12 protein-coding genes are annotated in these 15,429 nt (G+C 62.4%); 5 read left to right on the top strand and 7 right to left on the bottom strand.

The features are described 5' to 3' along the window. The first annotated feature begins 3 nt into the window (after positions 1-3). Complete coding sequence (locus tag AC1DWZ_RS13505; protein WP_477169418.1) at positions 4-1,614, top strand: GMC family oxidoreductase; 1,611 nt, start codon at positions 4-6, stop codon at positions 1,612-1,614. Between the two features lie 102 nt (positions 1,615-1,716). Then, complete coding sequence (pdxR, locus tag AC1DWZ_RS13510) at positions 1,717-3,216, top strand: MocR-like pyridoxine biosynthesis transcription factor PdxR (protein ID WP_477169419.1); 1,500 nt, start codon at positions 1,717-1,719, stop codon at positions 3,214-3,216. Positions 3,217-3,228: 12 nt separating this feature from the next. Here pdxR and AC1DWZ_RS13515 read toward each other — a convergent pair whose 3' ends face one another. Further along, a complete protein-coding gene (locus AC1DWZ_RS13515; protein ID WP_477169420.1) occupies positions 3,229-4,026 on the bottom strand; it encodes an NAD(P)H-dependent oxidoreductase in 798 nt (265 codons plus the stop codon). A gap of 96 nt (positions 4,027-4,122) precedes the next feature. Here AC1DWZ_RS13515 and AC1DWZ_RS13520 point away from each other — a divergent pair, with 96 nt between their 5' ends. Beyond that, the gene (locus tag AC1DWZ_RS13520; RefSeq protein ID WP_477169421.1) at positions 4,123-5,043 is read left to right on the top strand and encodes a LysR family transcriptional regulator; all 921 of its coding nucleotides are present in this window, start codon (positions 4,123-4,125) and stop codon (positions 5,041-5,043) included. A 136-nt stretch (positions 5,044-5,179) separates the two neighbouring features. Then, positions 5,180-6,955 (top strand): sulfoacetaldehyde acetyltransferase, encoded by a 1,776-nt coding sequence (gene xsc, locus AC1DWZ_RS13525; RefSeq protein WP_477169422.1) that lies wholly within the window; start codon positions 5,180-5,182, stop codon positions 6,953-6,955. 134 nt (positions 6,956-7,089) lie between these two features. On the opposite strand, the gene AC1DWZ_RS13530 is transcribed toward xsc, so the two are convergent. The 4 genes from AC1DWZ_RS13530 to AC1DWZ_RS13545 all read right to left on the bottom strand — a co-directional run bounded on the left by AC1DWZ_RS13530 (position 7,090) and on the right by AC1DWZ_RS13545 (position 12,189). Beyond that, complete coding sequence (locus tag AC1DWZ_RS13530; protein WP_477169423.1) at positions 7,090-9,267, bottom strand: xanthine dehydrogenase family protein molybdopterin-binding subunit; 2,178 nt, start codon at positions 9,265-9,267, stop codon at positions 7,090-7,092. A gap of 2 nt (positions 9,268-9,269) precedes the next feature. Beyond that, a complete protein-coding gene (locus AC1DWZ_RS13535; protein ID WP_477169424.1) occupies positions 9,270-9,749 on the bottom strand; it encodes a (2Fe-2S)-binding protein in 480 nt (159 codons plus the stop codon). A gap of 223 nt (positions 9,750-9,972) precedes the next feature. After that, entirely contained in the window at positions 9,973-10,821 is an 849-nt protein-coding gene (locus AC1DWZ_RS13540) for an SDR family NAD(P)-dependent oxidoreductase (protein WP_477169425.1), read from the bottom strand. Positions 10,822-11,010: 189 nt separating this feature from the next. Further along, positions 11,011-12,189: an NADH-dependent flavin oxidoreductase gene (locus AC1DWZ_RS13545; RefSeq protein ID WP_477169426.1), complete on the bottom strand. Its 1,179-nt coding sequence runs from the start codon at positions 12,187-12,189 to the stop codon at positions 11,011-11,013. Positions 12,190-12,334: 145 nt separating this feature from the next. On the opposite strand from AC1DWZ_RS13545, the gene AC1DWZ_RS13550 reads away from it, so the two are divergent. Then, positions 12,335-13,228 (top strand): LysR family transcriptional regulator, encoded by an 894-nt coding sequence (locus AC1DWZ_RS13550; RefSeq protein WP_477169427.1) that lies wholly within the window; start codon positions 12,335-12,337, stop codon positions 13,226-13,228. Positions 13,229-13,257: 29 nt separating this feature from the next. Here AC1DWZ_RS13550 and AC1DWZ_RS13555 read toward each other — a convergent pair whose 3' ends face one another. Both AC1DWZ_RS13555 and AC1DWZ_RS13560 read right to left on the bottom strand, forming a co-directional pair. Then, entirely contained in the window at positions 13,258-14,034 is a 777-nt protein-coding gene (locus AC1DWZ_RS13555; RefSeq protein WP_477169428.1) for a sulfite exporter TauE/SafE family protein, read from the bottom strand. Between the two features lie 63 nt (positions 14,035-14,097). Then, complete coding sequence (locus AC1DWZ_RS13560) at positions 14,098-15,420, bottom strand: S8 family serine peptidase (RefSeq protein ID WP_477169429.1); 1,323 nt, start codon at positions 15,418-15,420, stop codon at positions 14,098-14,100. Positions 15,421-15,429: the final 9 nt, after the last annotated feature.

The following is a 15,429-nucleotide window of genomic DNA, read 5'->3' on the forward strand; positions in this document are numbered from 1 at the left end:
CAGATGGCCGAGGCGTTCGACTTCATTGTCGTAGGGGCGGGCTCCGCCGGCTGTGCTGTGGCCGGCCGGTTGAGCGAGGATGGCCGCTATCGCGTTGCATTGGTGGAGGCCGGGCCCAGCGACCGGAATATCTGGACCCGCATGCCGATCGGTTACGGCAAGACGTTCTATGATCCCCGCGTCAACTGGATGTATGAAACCGATCCCGTCCCGGGCTTCGGTGACAGAACGAGCTATTGGCCGCGCGGCAAAGTCCTGGGCGGGTCCAGCTCGATCAACGCGATGGTCTATTCGCGCGGCCAGGCGGCTGATTTCGATGAATGGGCGGCGCTCGGCAATCCGGGCTGGGGCTGGGCAGACGTCCTCGCCACGTATCGCCGCATGGAAGATCACGATCTGGGTACCGGGCCATGGCATGGTGCCGGCGGGCCGCTGCATGTGACGACCATCGATAGACAGGCGCATCCGCTGGCACGCGTGTTTCTCAAGGCGGCTGCCGAAACCGGGCTGGCTCTTAGCGACGACCTGAACGGCGCCACGATCGAAGGCGCCGGCCTTTATCAGATCACGACGCGCAATGGCCTGCGGGAATCATCGGCGACCGCCTATTTGAGGCCGCGCCAAAACCTGCATGTCCTGACCAACGCTCATGTCACGCGCATCCTGTTCGAGGGGCGGCAGGCCGTCGGTGTCGCGCTGATGCAAGATGGTGCTGTATGCGAGCTGCGGGCGTCGCGGGAGGTGATCCTCTCGGCCGGCAGCATCGGGTCGCCGCAGCTGCTGCAATTGTCGGGCATTGGCCCGGGGGCACTGCTGCGGCAGCATGGCATCGACATGCTGCAAGATGTCGCCGCGGTGGGACAGAATCTGCAGGACCATCTCTGCTACGATCACGTCTATCGCTCGCGGCTGCCAAGCCTCAACGATCTGTTGCGGCCCTGGAGCGGCAAGCTGCGGGCCGGCCTGCAATATCTGCTCTGGCGCCGCGGCCCGCTCTCGCTCAGCCTCAACCAGGGGGGCGGCTATTACCGGTCGCGGCCGGACATTCCCGCACCCGACATCCAACTCTATTTCTCGCCGCTTTCCTATGAACGGGCTGCGAAGCCAAAGACTCGCCAGTTAATGAGCCCGGACCCGTTCTCCGGCTTCTGCACCAGCGTCTCGCCCTGCAAACCCAAAAGCGTCGGGTCTCTTGCCATCAGATCACCGGACTGGCGCATTGCGCCGGCAATCCATCCCAATTACCTCTCCGACCCTTTCGACATCGAGCAATTGCTGGCCGGTGCCAGATATCTGCGGCGGCTGGCGGCAGCGCCCAGCCTGCAGGCGACGATCCTCCAGGAACTGAAGCCTGGGCCAGACACGCAATCTGACGAGGCGCTGGTGGCCGACATAAGGGCGCGCAGCTATTCCGTCTTCCATCCGGTGGGGACCTGCCGCATGGGCCCAGATGCCGCCAATGCCGTGGTCGATCCGGCGCTGCGGGTTCATGGCATCGACCGGTTGCGGGTAGCCGATGCCTCGATTTTCCCCACTATTACCTCCGGCAATACCAACGCCCCCTCAATCATGGTGGGGGAACGTGCGGCCGAGATCATTCTGGCGGCTGGGTAGCCAAGCCGATTGCCATGGAGCTAGGGTTGTGGTGACGTGGTGCCAGATTGAACGGCGGCGGCACCAGACCAGCGAGAGGGGCCAGCCAGAGGGGGCAGTCGAGTGGGCCACGATAGCAGAGCCATTCTATTCCACTTGGAGTCCGACAAGACCACGACGCTGCAGGCACAATTGCGGCGCATGTTGGTCTCGGCGATCCTTGATGGCCAGATTCCGGCGGGCAGCCCGCTGCCTTCCTGCCGCGCCCTGGCCCAGTCGCTGAAGATTGCCCGCAATACCGTGGTATTGGCCTATCAGGATTTGACCGAAGAAGGCTTCCTCATCGCCAAGGAGCGCAGTGGGTTCTTCGTCAATCCCGATGTCCTTTCCTCGCGGCCGAAGGAGAGCGGGGTGCCGTCCACCCCGAAGCCGGAAAGCCCCGATTTCAGCGACGAGCCGGATTGGGTGACCCGCTTCAAAAGCCGCCCGTCGCTGCAACGCAATGTGGTGAAGCCCGCCAATTGGCAGGATTATCCCTATCCCTTCATCTATGGCCAGATCGACCAGAGCCTGTTTCCGCTGGCGGCCTGGCGGGAATGTTCGCGCCAGGCCCTGAGTGTCAATTCGGTACGGGAATGGGCCAAGGACCGGTTTGCCGAGGACGATCCCCTGCTGGTCGAGCAGATCCGGACAAGGCTGCTACCCCGCCGTGGTGTGCGCGTCGGGCCGGATGAAATTCTGGTGACGGTCGGTGCCCAGCAGGCCCTCTATCTGCTCTCCGCTCTATTGTTCGATCACAACACGACGTTCGGCATCGAGGATCCGGGCTATACCGATGCCCGCAATATTGCGGCCCTCCGCACCAACCGGCTGGTATCGCTGCCGGTCGACGATCAGGGCCTGGTCCTGGGGCCGGAGCTCAGTGGCTGCGACTATGTCTATGTGACACCGAGCCATCAATTTCCAACCACCGTCACCATGTCGCTGGAACGGCGCCATGCCTTGCTTGAGAAGGCGGTGGAAAAGAACTTCCTCCTGCTGGAGGATGATTACGAGAGCGAACTCACTCATCACGGCTCGCCACAGCCGGCACTGAAATCGCTCGACCGTCATGGCCGCGTGATTTTCATCTCCAGCCTGTCGAAGACCCTGGCACCGGGGCTGCGCATCGGATTTCTGGTAGCGCCCCGGCCACTCATTGCCGAACTGCGGGCGCTACGGCGCCTGATGATCCGCCATCCGGCCGCCAACAATCAGCGCACCATCGCGCTCTTTCTGGCAGATGGGCATCATGACACCTTGCTGCGGCGCTTGTGCAGCGTCTATCGCGAGCGCCTTGCGGCTGCGGTCACGGCCCTAGCGAAGCATCTGCCGGAATTCACCGTCAACCTCACGGCCGGCGGCACAGCTCTCTGGATCAAGGGCCCCAAGGAATGCGACATGGCGGCCATCGCCGCGGCGGCGCAGCGGCGTGGCGTGGTGATCGAACCTGGCGCCGTGCATTTCCTCAACCAGCCGGGGCCGGCCAATTTCTGCAGGCTCGGCGTCTCCTCGATCCCCACCGAGCGGATTGAGCCCGGGATCAAGCTGCTGGCCGAAGCAGTACGCGAAGCGAGCAATTAGGTCTTGCAAAGCCTAGCCGGCGGCGTCTGTACCGTGGAGGTGGAGCGCAAAGCCGGTCGCATCCGGATCGCCCAAGCCTGGACGGAGCTGCATGCTGGGGATCAGATAATCGCCGCCATTCTGACGCCGATAGGGGATGGGTGCGGTTGAGCTGAGTGTGCGCATCCTGTCACGCAGCCGCTCGGCGATGGTCTCGAAGCCAGTATCACCGAGACGATCGATCCTGTAGGCCACGAACGGCGGCAGCACGTCATAGCCCGGATAATAGAGGATCCCGTGGTTGATCGGGAACAGCAGGTCGTCGATTGGCCCGTTGACCCCGCGGGCAGTGTAATGCTCCTCCCAGCCACCGGCGGTCACGATCAACATGGCGCGCTTGCCCGCGAGGGTCCCTTCGCCATAGCGGTCGCCCCATCGCTGATCGCTATGCTCGCCGACGCCATAGGCAAAGCCGTAGGCGTATACCCGGTCGACCCAACCCTTGAGGATCGCCGGCATGGTGAACCACCAGAGGGGGAACTGGAGGATGAGGACGTCGGCCCACAGAAGCTTCTCGATCTCGGCTTTGATATCGTCGGTCAGCGCATTGGTCTCGAAGGCCTCTTTAGAGGCGGCAGCCGGTATCAGCCGCGCATCCGGTGCCAGCGAGGGGAAGTCGGCACGGTCTATTTCGGATTTCCAATTGTCGGCATAGAGGTCGGTCATTCGCACCTCATGGCCTTGGGCTGCAAGCTCCTTGATGGCGACGTCACGGAGCGCCCCGTTAAGCGAACGTGGTTCGGGATGAGCGAAGACAAGCAGGACTTTCATGGGGCCAGCGATCCTTGAATAGGAAACAGACCCCTCACATAGACAATAGACCGATAATCCACTAGATGTTGGTAATGGATATGATTATGCCGAATAATGGATAAATCAGACATCACATTCGAGCGCATGCGCACGTTCGTCCGTGTCGCCGAGCGCGCAAGCCTGTCGGCTGTTGCGCGCGAGCTGGGAATTGGCCAGTCGACCGTCACACGCCACCTGCGGGAGCTTGAGGAGGCCGTCGGGGTCCCGTTGCTTAGCAGGACCACCCGGCGCGTCACGATGACCGACGAGGGCAGCCGCTATTATGCCAACTGCATCCAGATCTTGCGTCTGGTCGAGCAGGCCGGCGACGAGGCGCGTGGCGCGCGCGGTGCGCCGGCCGGCACGATCCGGATATCCTGCACGGCGGCCTTCGGGGTCTTGCATGTGAGCCGGCTGATCTTTGCGTTTCAGGATCGCTATCCCGATATCGGCATTGATCTCAGCCTGACTGACGAGCGCATCGACCTTGTCCGCGAGGGGGTAGATATCGCCCTGCGCCTGGGGCCGCTGAGCGACAGCTCCATGAAGCTGCGTCCCCTCGGCCAGTCCCGGCGGCTGCTCGTGGCAGCACCGGATTATTTGGCGGCGCACGGAAGACCAAGTGTCCCGCGGGACTTGTCTGCACATGAGGGCGTTCGCATGTCGAATGTGGCGGGAAGCGATATGCTCGATTTGCTGGGGCCAGGTGGCGAACGTCATGCTGTGCCGCTTGGGGGACGATTGCGGATCGATCATGGGCTTGCCGCGCGCGAGGCGTTTGTCGCGGGGCGTGGCATCGGACCTGCCCATCGATGGCTTGTCGACGATCTTCTGGCAACCGGCCGGCTTGACGCGATCCTGCCGGACTATTCGCCACCTTCCGTCCCGCTCAACATGCTGATTGTCCCCGAGCGCGCGGGCATCGCCCGGGTCCGGTTGCTGGTCGATTTCCTGGCCGACCAGATTGGCGGCATTCCAGGGATCAACGCACCATGAGAGCAGGCCCCAGTATGACGAATGGGGGGCTACCTGGCCCTAAGCTGCACCCATGGCTGGACCTATGATTGGGCCAGGGCTCTCCTTATCGTGGCAGCATCCTGTTTAAGCCCTTTAGCGGAATGGACGTTTCACCATGAAAATGACGACGGAAGAGGCCTTTGTGAAGGTCCTGCAGATGCATGGCATCGAGCATGCGTTTGGCATCATCGGTTCGGCTTTCATGCCGATTTCCGATCTCTTCCCCAAGGCCGGGATCAAATTCTGGGATGTGGCCCATGAATGCAATGGCGGCTACATCTGCGACGGTTACACGCGTTCGACCGGCAAGATCGCGATGTGCATCGCCCAGAACGGCCCCGGCATCACCAATTTCGTGACCGCCGTGAAGACCGCTTATTGGAATCATTCGCCGATGCTGCTGGTGACGCCGCAGGCTGCCAACAAGACCATTGGTCAGGGCGGCTTCCAGGAAGTCGAGCAGATGGCGCTCTTCAAGGACATGGTCTGCTATCAGGAAGAAGTGCGCGATCCCAGCCGAATTGCCGAAGTTCTCAACCGCGTCATCTTGAAGTCGCTCAGGAATTCAGCGCCGGCCCAGATCAACGTGCCGCGCGACATGTACACCCAAATCATCGATATCGACCTGCCGCAGATCGTGCAGGTCGAACGCGCGGCGGGTGGCGCCGAGGCGATCGCCCGCGCGGCAAAGCTGCTCTCCGGTGCCAAATTTCCGGTCATCCTCTCCGGTGCCGGCGTTGTCATCGGGGGCGCCATCCCGGCTTGCCAGGCCTTGGCGGAACGCCTCGATGCCCCGGTCTGCAGCTCCTACCAGCATAATGACAGCTTCCCCGGCTCCCATCCGCTGGCTGCCGGCCCGCTCGGCTATAACGGCTCCAAGGCAGCGATGGAACTCATTGCCAAGGCGGATGTGGTATTGGCCCTTGGCACGCGTCTTAACCCGTTCTCGACCTTGCCCGGCTACGGCATCGATTACTGGCCCAAGAGCGCCAGCGTCATCCAGGTCGACATCAACCCGGACCGTATCGGCCTCACCAAGAAGGTGACGGTGGGTATCGCTGGCGATGCGAAGCAGGTAGCACAATCGATTCTTGCGCAGCTCGACGCCAATGCGGGCAATGCCGGCCGTGCTGAGCGGAAGGCGCTCATCCATCAGACCAAATCGGCCTGGCTGCAGACTCTCTCCAGCATGGACCATGAGGATGACGATCCCGGCACCAGCTGGAATGCCAATGCCCGTTCGCGCCAACCCGAGCGGCTGTCGCCGCGCATGGCGTGGCGCGCGGTGCAAGCCGGCCTGCCCAAGGACGCCATCATCTCCAGTGACATCGGGAACAATTGCGCCATCGGCAATGCCTATCCGACCTTTGAGGCTGGTCGCAAATATCTGGCGCCGGGCCTGTTCGGGCCATGCGGCTATGGCTTTCCGGCGATCGTCGGCGCCAAGATCGGCTGTCCCGATACGCCGGTCGTGGGCTTCGCCGGCGACGGTGCCTTCGGCATCAGCATGAACGAAATGACCTCGATCGGCCGCAAGGAATGGCCGGGCATCACCATGGTTGTCTTCCGCAACTACCAATGGGGTGCTGAAAAGCGCAACACGACCCTGTGGTACGACAACAATTTCGTTGGCACCGAGCTGGATCCCGAATTGAGCTATGCCAAGATCGCCGATGCCTGTGGGCTCAAGGGTGTTCAGGCACGGACTCAGGCCGAACTGACCGCGGCACTCAAGGAATCCTGCGAGGCACAGAAGAAAGGTGTCACCACCTTCATTGAAGTAATCCTCAACCAGGAACTCGGCGAACCTTTCCGCCGCGATGCGATGAAGAAACCGGTAATTGTCGCTGGGATCGATCCGAAGGACATGCGGCCACAACAGGGCGCGTGAAGAAAATAGCTCTGAGGAAAATAGAAATGGACCGTGGCGCAAAACTTTCCATGCGCCACGGTCCATTTCGCTCGAGGTCTCAGATTCTAGCTATCTTCTAGCTATCGAAGCAGTTGTCATGGTTGACGGCTCTCCTAGCCGTTGGCCAGGCCTCTTTCAACGGGGAGCTTGCGCAGCCGCTTGCCGGTCGCTGCGGAGACCGCGTTACCGATGGCCCCGAAAATGGCCGCGGTGCCAAGTTCGCCTGTGCCGCTGGGTGGCTCGTCACTCGCGACGAAATGGACCTCGATCGTGGGTGCCTCATCGATGCGCATGACCCGGTAACTGTCGAAGTTTGTCTGCACGACACGCCCCTCTTCGATGTCGATGGCGCTGTAGAGTGCCGCGCTGGCACCGAAGGTGATGCCGCCTTCGATCTGCGCCTTGGCGCCGTCGGGATTGACGACCCGGCCGCAATCGACAGCACACACAACGCGGTCAAGCCGGACTTCGCCATCGGCGTTGACAGACACGTCGGCCACCTGCGCGACGTAGGTCCCGAACAGCAGGATCACTGAGACGCCGCGGCCTTTGCCGGCTGACACCGCGGTGCCCCAGCCGGCTTTTTCGGCCGCAAGGTCAAGAACGGCCCTGGCACGCGGCGCATCTGCGAGCAGCGATCGCCGGAATTCGACCGGGTCCTTGCCGGCCGCCGCTGCCATCTCGTCGATGAAGCTTTCGACCGGGAAGGAGTTGTGGGTCACGCCGACACCGCGCCACCACCCGGTGACCAGCCCTTCCGGAGGCTCCGACCGGCTGTATTCGATGAGCTTGTTGGTGAATTTGTAGGGCCCGGCTGCGCCATCGACTGCATCGGGATCAAGGCCGTTCACGAACCAGGCCGGTGCCCAGCGGGCCATGATGCTGGACGCGGCGACGCGGTGCGAGAAGGCCGTCGGGGTTCCGTTCACATCGAGCCCCGCCGACAGCTTGTCGACGTAGGAAGGGCGGAAGAGGTCGTGCTGGATGTCTTCCTCACGCGTCCAGATGACCTTGACCGGGAAGTCGACTAGCTTGGCGATCATAGCCGCCTGGACGGGGTAGTCGGTTTCCAGCCGGCGACCGAAACCACCGCCCATGAGGAAGTTGTGCACGCGCACTTTCTCAGAGGGAAGGCCGGTAACCTCGGCAACCGCCGACTGAACGCGGGCTATCATCTGCGTGCCGACCCAGACATCGCAGCCATCGGCCGCGATCCGGACGGCGCACGCCATCGGTTCCATCGTCCCGTGGGCAAGCAGCGGCGATTCGTACCTGGCTTCGAGAACCTTGGAGGTGGTGGAGATCGTGTTCTTGAAATCACCCTCGTTGGTCGCGACAACGGCGTCGCCAGCGACTGCTTTGTCGAGATCGCCCACCAGAACGGTGGTCGAATATGTTGCCGCCCCACCTTGCCATTGCGGGTTCAGCGCTGCGAGACCCTTTCGGGCAGCGCCGGTGTGGTCGGCGATAACTGCCACGGTTTCGGCAACACGAACTACTTTGCGGACCCCGGCGACTGCCAGGGCCGCCGCCTCATCCATGCTGGCCAGCTTGCCACCCATGACAGGAGAGGCCTGCGGCACGGCGATCTTCATGCCGGGCAGCATGAAATCGATGCTGTACTGGGCGCGGCCCGTCGTCTTTTCGACGGAATCGCGCCGGTTAAGCGATTTGCCGATGACCTTGAAGTCTTTCGGTTCCTTCAGCGCCACTTTTTCCGGTACCGGCAGCGTTGCGGCCTTCGCTGCCAGATCGCCATAGGACATGCTTCGGTTGCTCGTATCATGGATGACGGTGCCGTTTTCGGCGCGGCAGGTCGCTGCGTTGACGCCCCAGGTCTCGGCGGCCGCCGCAACCAGCAACGTACGAGCGACTGCGCCTGCCTGACGGAACGGCTCATAATACGCGGCAATCGATGTTGAACCACCTGTTACCTGGAATCCGATCTTTGGATTGGCGTAAAGCTTTTCGTCCGCTGGCGCGTGTTCGACCAGGATCTGACCCGGCGCCACTTCCAATTCTTCCGCGATCAACATCGGCAATGACGTGTAGACGCCTTGCCCGATTTCGACCTGCGGCATGACGGCGGTCACCTGGCCCGCCTTGTCGATCCTGATGAAGGCGCCGGGTGCAAAATCAGCCGGACCGTCGGCGGCAGCCGTGCCGAGCATCGGCGCGTTGATCGAAATCAGCAAACCGCCGCCGGCGATGACGCTGGCACGCAGAAACGAACGCCGCGACACTTGAGTGTCGACGGGCAGTGCGTTGGGGAAGGAATTTCTCATAGGCATGTTCAGCCTCCCTGCGTTGCGGTGTCGTCGAGCTTCGCCGCATATTTGATCGCTTCGCGAATACGGACATAGGTACCGCAGCGACAGAGGTTGCCTGACATGGCGCTATCGATGTCGGCATCGGTCGGGTTGGGATTCTCGGACAGCAAGGCCGCGGCCGACATGATCTGCCCCGATTGGCAGTACCCGCACTGCACGACGTTGAGATCCTGCCAGGCCTTCTGGATTTTGCGGGCACTTACAGTTGCGTGGACTTCTTCGATCGTCGTGATCGCCGAGGTCGCGACGCTCTCAACTGGAATCTGGCAGGATCGCGTCGGCTGTCCATCGAGATGGATGGTGCAGGCGCCGCATTGCGCAACGCCGCAGCCATATTTGGTGCCGGTCATCCCCAGCACGTCGCGGATGACCCAGAGCAGCGGCGTGTCGCCGTCGACATCCACGCTGTGCTGCGCGCCGTTGATCTTGAGATCGTATGCCATGAAGTCTCCCTTGCTGTTGGCTGGGTTTTTGGTGCCGGGGCAATGGGAGTGACATCCGCACCACCTTCGCCACGAAGATAAGACGTCTGTAATCCTTCGATTAGGCGCCGATTCCCGATCGAGCTTATGCATCTGGCGCATGAATGGGGCAGCAGCGCAGGTTGGGTGAGGCCGTCGCCCAGTTTCTGATCCTTGGTGACATTCCTTCGCTAGAAAGGCCGCGCTATTTGCCCTCGCCGAAAGCAAGCGATGCCGACAGCACGCGTTGCGCCTCGATCTGGCCTTGGATGGTTTTCAGATTGGCTTCGACGGCCGCCATGGCGTCGGCGCCAGCGACGAAGCGAAGCGGGAGGTCGCCTGAATCGGACAAGGTCACCAATGCCGTGGCGAGCTTGGCGGGATCGCCCACCTGCTGACCGTTCATGCGCTTCAAAGCCGCGATCGTTTGCGCGGTGCGCTCAGCATAGTCATCGACGTTAAGTTCCGGCCAGATTGTCGAGGAACCTTCGATCAGCAGCTCGGTCCGAAAGTACCCCGGTTCGACCGACATCGTGCTGATGCCAAAGGGTTCCAAGTCGAAATGCAGCGACTCCATCCAGCCCTCAAGTGCAAATTTCGAGGCCGCATAGGCAGCGACAAATCCTCCTGCCACCAAGCCTGCCGTCGATGTGATCGTGATCACCTGGCCACTGCGCTGCGTCCGCATGATCGGGAGAATGGCGCGCGTCACATTCAGCGGGCCGAAGAAGTTCGTCTCGATCTGCGCCCGGAACTGTTCGTCGCTGATCGTTTCGAAGTAGCCGGCGTAGAAGTTCCCCGCATTGTTGACGAGGACATCGATGCGGCCGAAACGGTCGACTGCGGCCTTAGCGGCCGCGGCTGCGGCACCCTGATCGGTGATGTCCAGAGCGACGGCCAACAGGTTCTCGTGAACGCCGATTGCCTTCATCACCTTGTCCGGGTTGCGACCCGTGGCGACGACGACATGGCCGGCGGCCAAGGCCTTCTGGGCAATATCGATGCCCAGTCCCCGGCTTGCGCCGGTGACGAACCAAACTTTCTTCTCTGGCATGTCACGTACCTTCTTTGTCTATCGTGGCGACGACCCTCACGATGGAGGGTGGGCGGCCGCGGCCACTTCAAGCGTCAATCGGCCCTCGCTCGATCGTTACCAACCAAATAGCGCTGTTCCCTTATTTCGATTGGCCACCATGGTTCGCTTGCGTCTACGTGCAGGGGCATGAATGAATCAGGACGATCTTTATGCACTCGCTCTGAGCGGCGCTTCCATCGGCGTGTGTTCCGGCGCTGCCTGCAGCTGGAACCAGCCGGTCATCGCCTCGATCACCCTCCACAGCTTGGCGGGGACGGCGATCTGCGAAACCTTCGACGGGTCCAGGGCGGTGACGATCCGTGCGTCGAGATCGCTCTTTGCGAGCTCGACCCAATAGGGGTTCATCACCAGGCCTTGGCCAATAGCCACCAGCGACAGCCCGAGCTCGATTGCCTTCACGGCCTGGTCGGGCTTCCGGATCTGGCCGGCGGCGATGACGGGCAGGCGTCCCGCGGCGCGCTCGACGATCAGTTCGGCAATCGTCTTATCACCTGCACCACCGATGGGCTTGGTCTCATGGACGCTGGTGAGTGAGACATGGAGATAGTCGATGCCGCTGTCGACCAGCCTGTCGACGAGCACGAGGCTGTCATAGATTCGCAAACCACCCTCGTCCGGCTCATCCGCAGAAAACCGGTAGCCGAGCAGGAAAGGTCGCGTGGCATGGGCGTCAATGACCCGCTTGACCTCGCGGACGACCGCCAGGGGGAAGCGTAGGCGGTGCTGAAGTGAGCCACCCCATTCATCCGTGCGCTGGTTGAATTTTGGCGAGAAGAAGTTCTGGATCAGGAAACCATGAGCGCCGTGCAATTCGATGCCGTCGAAGCCGGCCTCAATGGCGCGCCGCGTCGCCTCACCGAAGGCGTGAACGACTCCCAGGATCTCGTCATGGGTGAGCACGCGCGGCGTGAGCGCAGGGGCGAAAGGGCCAGCCTCGGTGGTGACGGCGCTGGCGCTGACGACCTCGCCGCCTGGCACCAGGGCTGGGACAGCCTTGTTACCTGCGTGGAAGAGTTGGAGCAAAGCGGGCGCGCCACCACTCTTGGCCGCCTCCGCCAGGCGCCGCAGGCTGGGTACGAAGCCGTCGTCGTACGACGCGAACTCGTCGGTGAAGCCCATCCCGTTCGGCTGGACATGGGTGCAACCCGTGATCACAAGGCCGACACCGTTCACCCGACGCCGATAGTACGCAACCTCCTCGTCGGAAACCGTCCCGTCGGGGTTGCCGGCCCAGGTGGTCATGGGCGCCATTACGATTCGGTTGCGGACCGTGATTCCCTTGCCGAAGGGGAACGATTCAAACAGTTTGTGGCGTGTCTGATTCACGTAAGCACCTATTTGATATGGTTATATCGACCGGATCGGGACCGCGGGATTGGGGCCTTGGCGGATCGTTACCAATCAAATAGGCCTGTTTCGTCATTTCGATTAGGCGCTATAATTCGCTTGGGTCTATGTGCAAGGTGCATAAATGAAACGGGACGACCTTTATGATCTGGCCGCCTTCGCGGTGGTGGCAGAGCAGGGCAGCTTCACCCGTGCGGCGGCCGAACTCGGCATGTCCCAGTCGGCGTTGAGCCACGCCATGAAGGCGCTGGAGGAGCGGCTGGGCGCGCGTCTCCTGTCGCGGACCACGCGCTCTGTCTCGACGACCGAGGCGGGCGAGACGCTGCTCCGTTCCTTGCGGCCCGCGCTACAGGAGATCAACACGGGGGTGGACGCTATCGGGGCTCTGCGCGGGAAGCCGTCGGGCACCGTCCGCATCACGGCGACCAAGCATGCGGTTTCATCGGTCGTCATGCCGGTGCTGCCGGGGTTCCTGGAATCCCATCCAGGCATCCGCCTGGAAATGATCATCGACGACAACCTCACGGACATTGTCGCGGACCGCTTCGATGCGGGCATCCGCTTCGGCAACATCATTGAGAAGGACATGATCGCGGTTCGGATCGGTCCGGATATAAGGATGGTCGTCGTCGGCGCCCCCTCATATCTCGCCGAGCATCCGGCACCCCGGACGCCCCGCGAGCTGGCCGACCATCGCTGCATCAATTACCGGCTGATGAGGTCAGGCGGTCTCTACGCCTGGGATTTCGAGGAGAAGGGGCGGCCCTTCGAGGTTCGCGTCCAGGGGCCGCTCGTGTTCAACAATGGCGATCTCACGCGAGAGGCGGCCCTGGCAGGCCTGGGCCTTGCCTATGCCTATGAGAACGAGGTGTTGAGTGACATCGCAGCCGGGCGTCTTACGCGGGTTCTGGAAAAGTGGTGCCCGACCTTCCCCGGCTATTATCTCTATCATCCCAGCCGGCGGCAGACGCCACCGGCGCTGGCAGCGCTCATTGCAGCGCTTCGCTACAAATCCTAGTCAGAGATCCTAACCTGGGGTCCGCCTTTTTATCCGATGCTCCAATCATAGAGCGCCTTGCCTAATGTGAGGACGGCAAGGGCCATCAGGATCACGAGCACGAAGCGTCGGAACAGAGCTTGATCGATACGGCGGAAGCCATGGGCGCCCGCCCAGACGCCGATCAGCAAAGCTGGCAGCCAAGCCAGGAACTGTACGAAAGTCTGCCCCGTCACCAAGCCGTCATAAGCCAACTTACCAAAGCCAAGCACGTCGGTTGAGAGGAAGAAGGCAATGACCGAGGCGCGACTGACGGCTGCGGCCGCGGGCGACGAGAAGTAGAAGAGAACGACGGGTGGTCCACCAATACCAAAGGCGCCGTTGAACAGGCCCGAGGCGGCGCCAGTGACCGTCGTAGCTGCCGCACCGGGAGCTTTGGTCATGCGAAAGCCGCGCAACATCATGATGGCCGTGCTGAGCACGAAAATTGACATGGCCAACTGCATGGGTGGTTCTGGGAAGTTTCCCAGGGCATAGGTGCCAAGGGGCAGGGCGATGACATAGCCCAGCAGCAGCCAGCGGATCGAGCGCCAGTCGATCTCGCGCCAGATACTGGGGATCATGTTGATCGAGGCGGCGACCTCAAGGAGGAAGATCGAGGGCACGATTTCCCGAGGTGGCAGCAGCAGCGAGATCGCCGTGATGCTGAGCAGCGAAAAGCCGAAACCGGAAAAGCCGCGCACGATCGCCGCCAAAAAGATGGCGGCGCTGCTGAAGATCAGCATGTGCCAGTGGGCCGTTGCGTATGCAATGAGATCGTCGATCATGAGGCCGGCACTCTAGCCGACCGCCCCACGCCCGCCTAGGCCAGCAAGGCCCATTCTATGGGTTCAGGGCAGCTGCTGGAGGGCGGAGGCGGCATCGATGCGGCCGGCACCGAAGGCCGGGTCGCGCGCGGGCGCGCCGAGATCGACGGCCGACCCTTCGACGACCTTGCGCAGTTGCGTCACAGTAAGGCCGGTATCGGAAGCCATCAGCAGGGCGGCGAGGCCGGTCACGTAGCCTGTCGCCATCGATGTGCCACTGAAGAAATCATATGAGCCGCCGGGCTTGGCGCCGAGGATATCGACGCCCGGTGCCGCCACTGAAATATAGTCGCCCTGGTTGGCGTGTTTGTAGAGCTGGTCCTTCTGGTCCGTGGCCGTCACCGCAATGACGCCGTCTTGTGCCGCGGGATAGGCCGGGCGGCCCTTGGGGCCCTCATTGCCGGCCGCGGCGATGACACTGATCTTGTGCATCAGGGTCTCGTTGACCATCTGCGCCACCAGCCGGTCCTGGGGTCCGGTGAGGCTGAGATTGATGATCTGCGCACCGTGCTTGACCGCCGTCTCGATGCCCAGCGACAGCAGGAAGGACGAGCTTTCGGCGGCGCCCACTTTTGCATCGACCTCGCGGAAGGCACGCACCGCCACCAGATCCGCTTTCGGCGCGACACCGTGGAGCGGGCCCTGGCCGACCAGGATGCTGGCCATCACGGTCCCATGCGTTTCCGGCTTCACGGCCTTGGCTCCATCGACCACATCGATCGCCGTGATATGGGCGGCCTTCAAGGATTCATGGGCGACGTCGACGCCGCTATCGATGAGGCCGATGGTGACGCCGGCGCCACCTGACGCCCTGGCTTCAGCCGCTTCGGCATGGATCTGCTGCAAGGCATATTGCTGCCCGGCGGCATCGCCGACGCTGGTCCGGTAGAGGAGATTTTTCTGTACCCAGAGGGGCCGCTGGTCGGCCGAAGCGGCGTCGAAAACCTTGTCGAGATCGGCCCCTTCGGCGATGCGCATGAGAAACACTCGCAAGCCAAGACCGGTCATAGTGAAGTCGCGCGCGACCTCCAGATCGAGGTCCGATGCAAAGCGTGCGGGGGCCGCGGGATCGACCGAGGGCGGGAAGATCACGCAGAGCTCATTGGGCACCGCCTCGCCCTTTTCGCCCTTTTTCTTGCGGTCGCTGTCGGCATCCTGCCCGTTCAGGATGTCTGGCACCGACGCGTCCGGTCCCTGGCCAGGCCGATTGAAGGTCGGGATGGTGGTCGTCGGCGGTGTCGGCCCTGGTCCGATCGGCGGGGTGGTCGGCACGGTCTGGGCAACAGCCGCCGGCGCGCTGGCTATGCCGGCCAGCAGGGCAGCGATCAGGAGCCATCTGTTGCGCATGACGGGCAG

This window comes from Dongia sp. P2_B8 (genome assembly GCF_056404715.1).

Excerpts from the sequence above, each read along its gene's own strand:
- AC1DWZ_RS13550 (WP_477169427.1), top strand. The coding sequence starts at position 12,335 with ATGAAACGGGACGACCTTTATGATCTGGCCGCCTTCGCGGTGGTGGCA.
- AC1DWZ_RS13540 (WP_477169425.1), bottom strand. The coding sequence starts at position 10,821 with ATGCCAGAGAAGAAAGTTTGGTTCGTCACCGGCGCAAGCCGGGGACTG.
- AC1DWZ_RS13555 (WP_477169428.1), bottom strand. The coding sequence starts at position 14,034 with ATGATCGACGATCTCATTGCATACGCAACGGCCCACTGGCACATGCTG.
- AC1DWZ_RS13530 (WP_477169423.1), bottom strand. The coding sequence starts at position 9,267 with ATGCCTATGAGAAATTCCTTCCCCAACGCACTGCCCGTCGACACTCAA.
- AC1DWZ_RS13535 (WP_477169424.1), bottom strand. The coding sequence starts at position 9,749 with ATGGCATACGATCTCAAGATCAACGGCGCGCAGCACAGCGTGGATGTC.
- AC1DWZ_RS13505 (WP_477169418.1), top strand. The coding sequence starts at position 4 with ATGGCCGAGGCGTTCGACTTCATTGTCGTAGGGGCGGGCTCCGCCGGC.
- AC1DWZ_RS13520 (WP_477169421.1), top strand. The coding sequence starts at position 4,123 with ATGGATAAATCAGACATCACATTCGAGCGCATGCGCACGTTCGTCCGT.
- AC1DWZ_RS13515 (WP_477169420.1), bottom strand. The coding sequence starts at position 4,026 with ATGAAAGTCCTGCTTGTCTTCGCTCATCCCGAACCACGTTCGCTTAAC.
- AC1DWZ_RS13560 (WP_477169429.1), bottom strand. The coding sequence starts at position 15,420 with ATGCGCAACAGATGGCTCCTGATCGCTGCCCTGCTGGCCGGCATAGCC.
- xsc (WP_477169422.1), top strand. The coding sequence starts at position 5,180 with ATGAAAATGACGACGGAAGAGGCCTTTGTGAAGGTCCTGCAGATGCAT.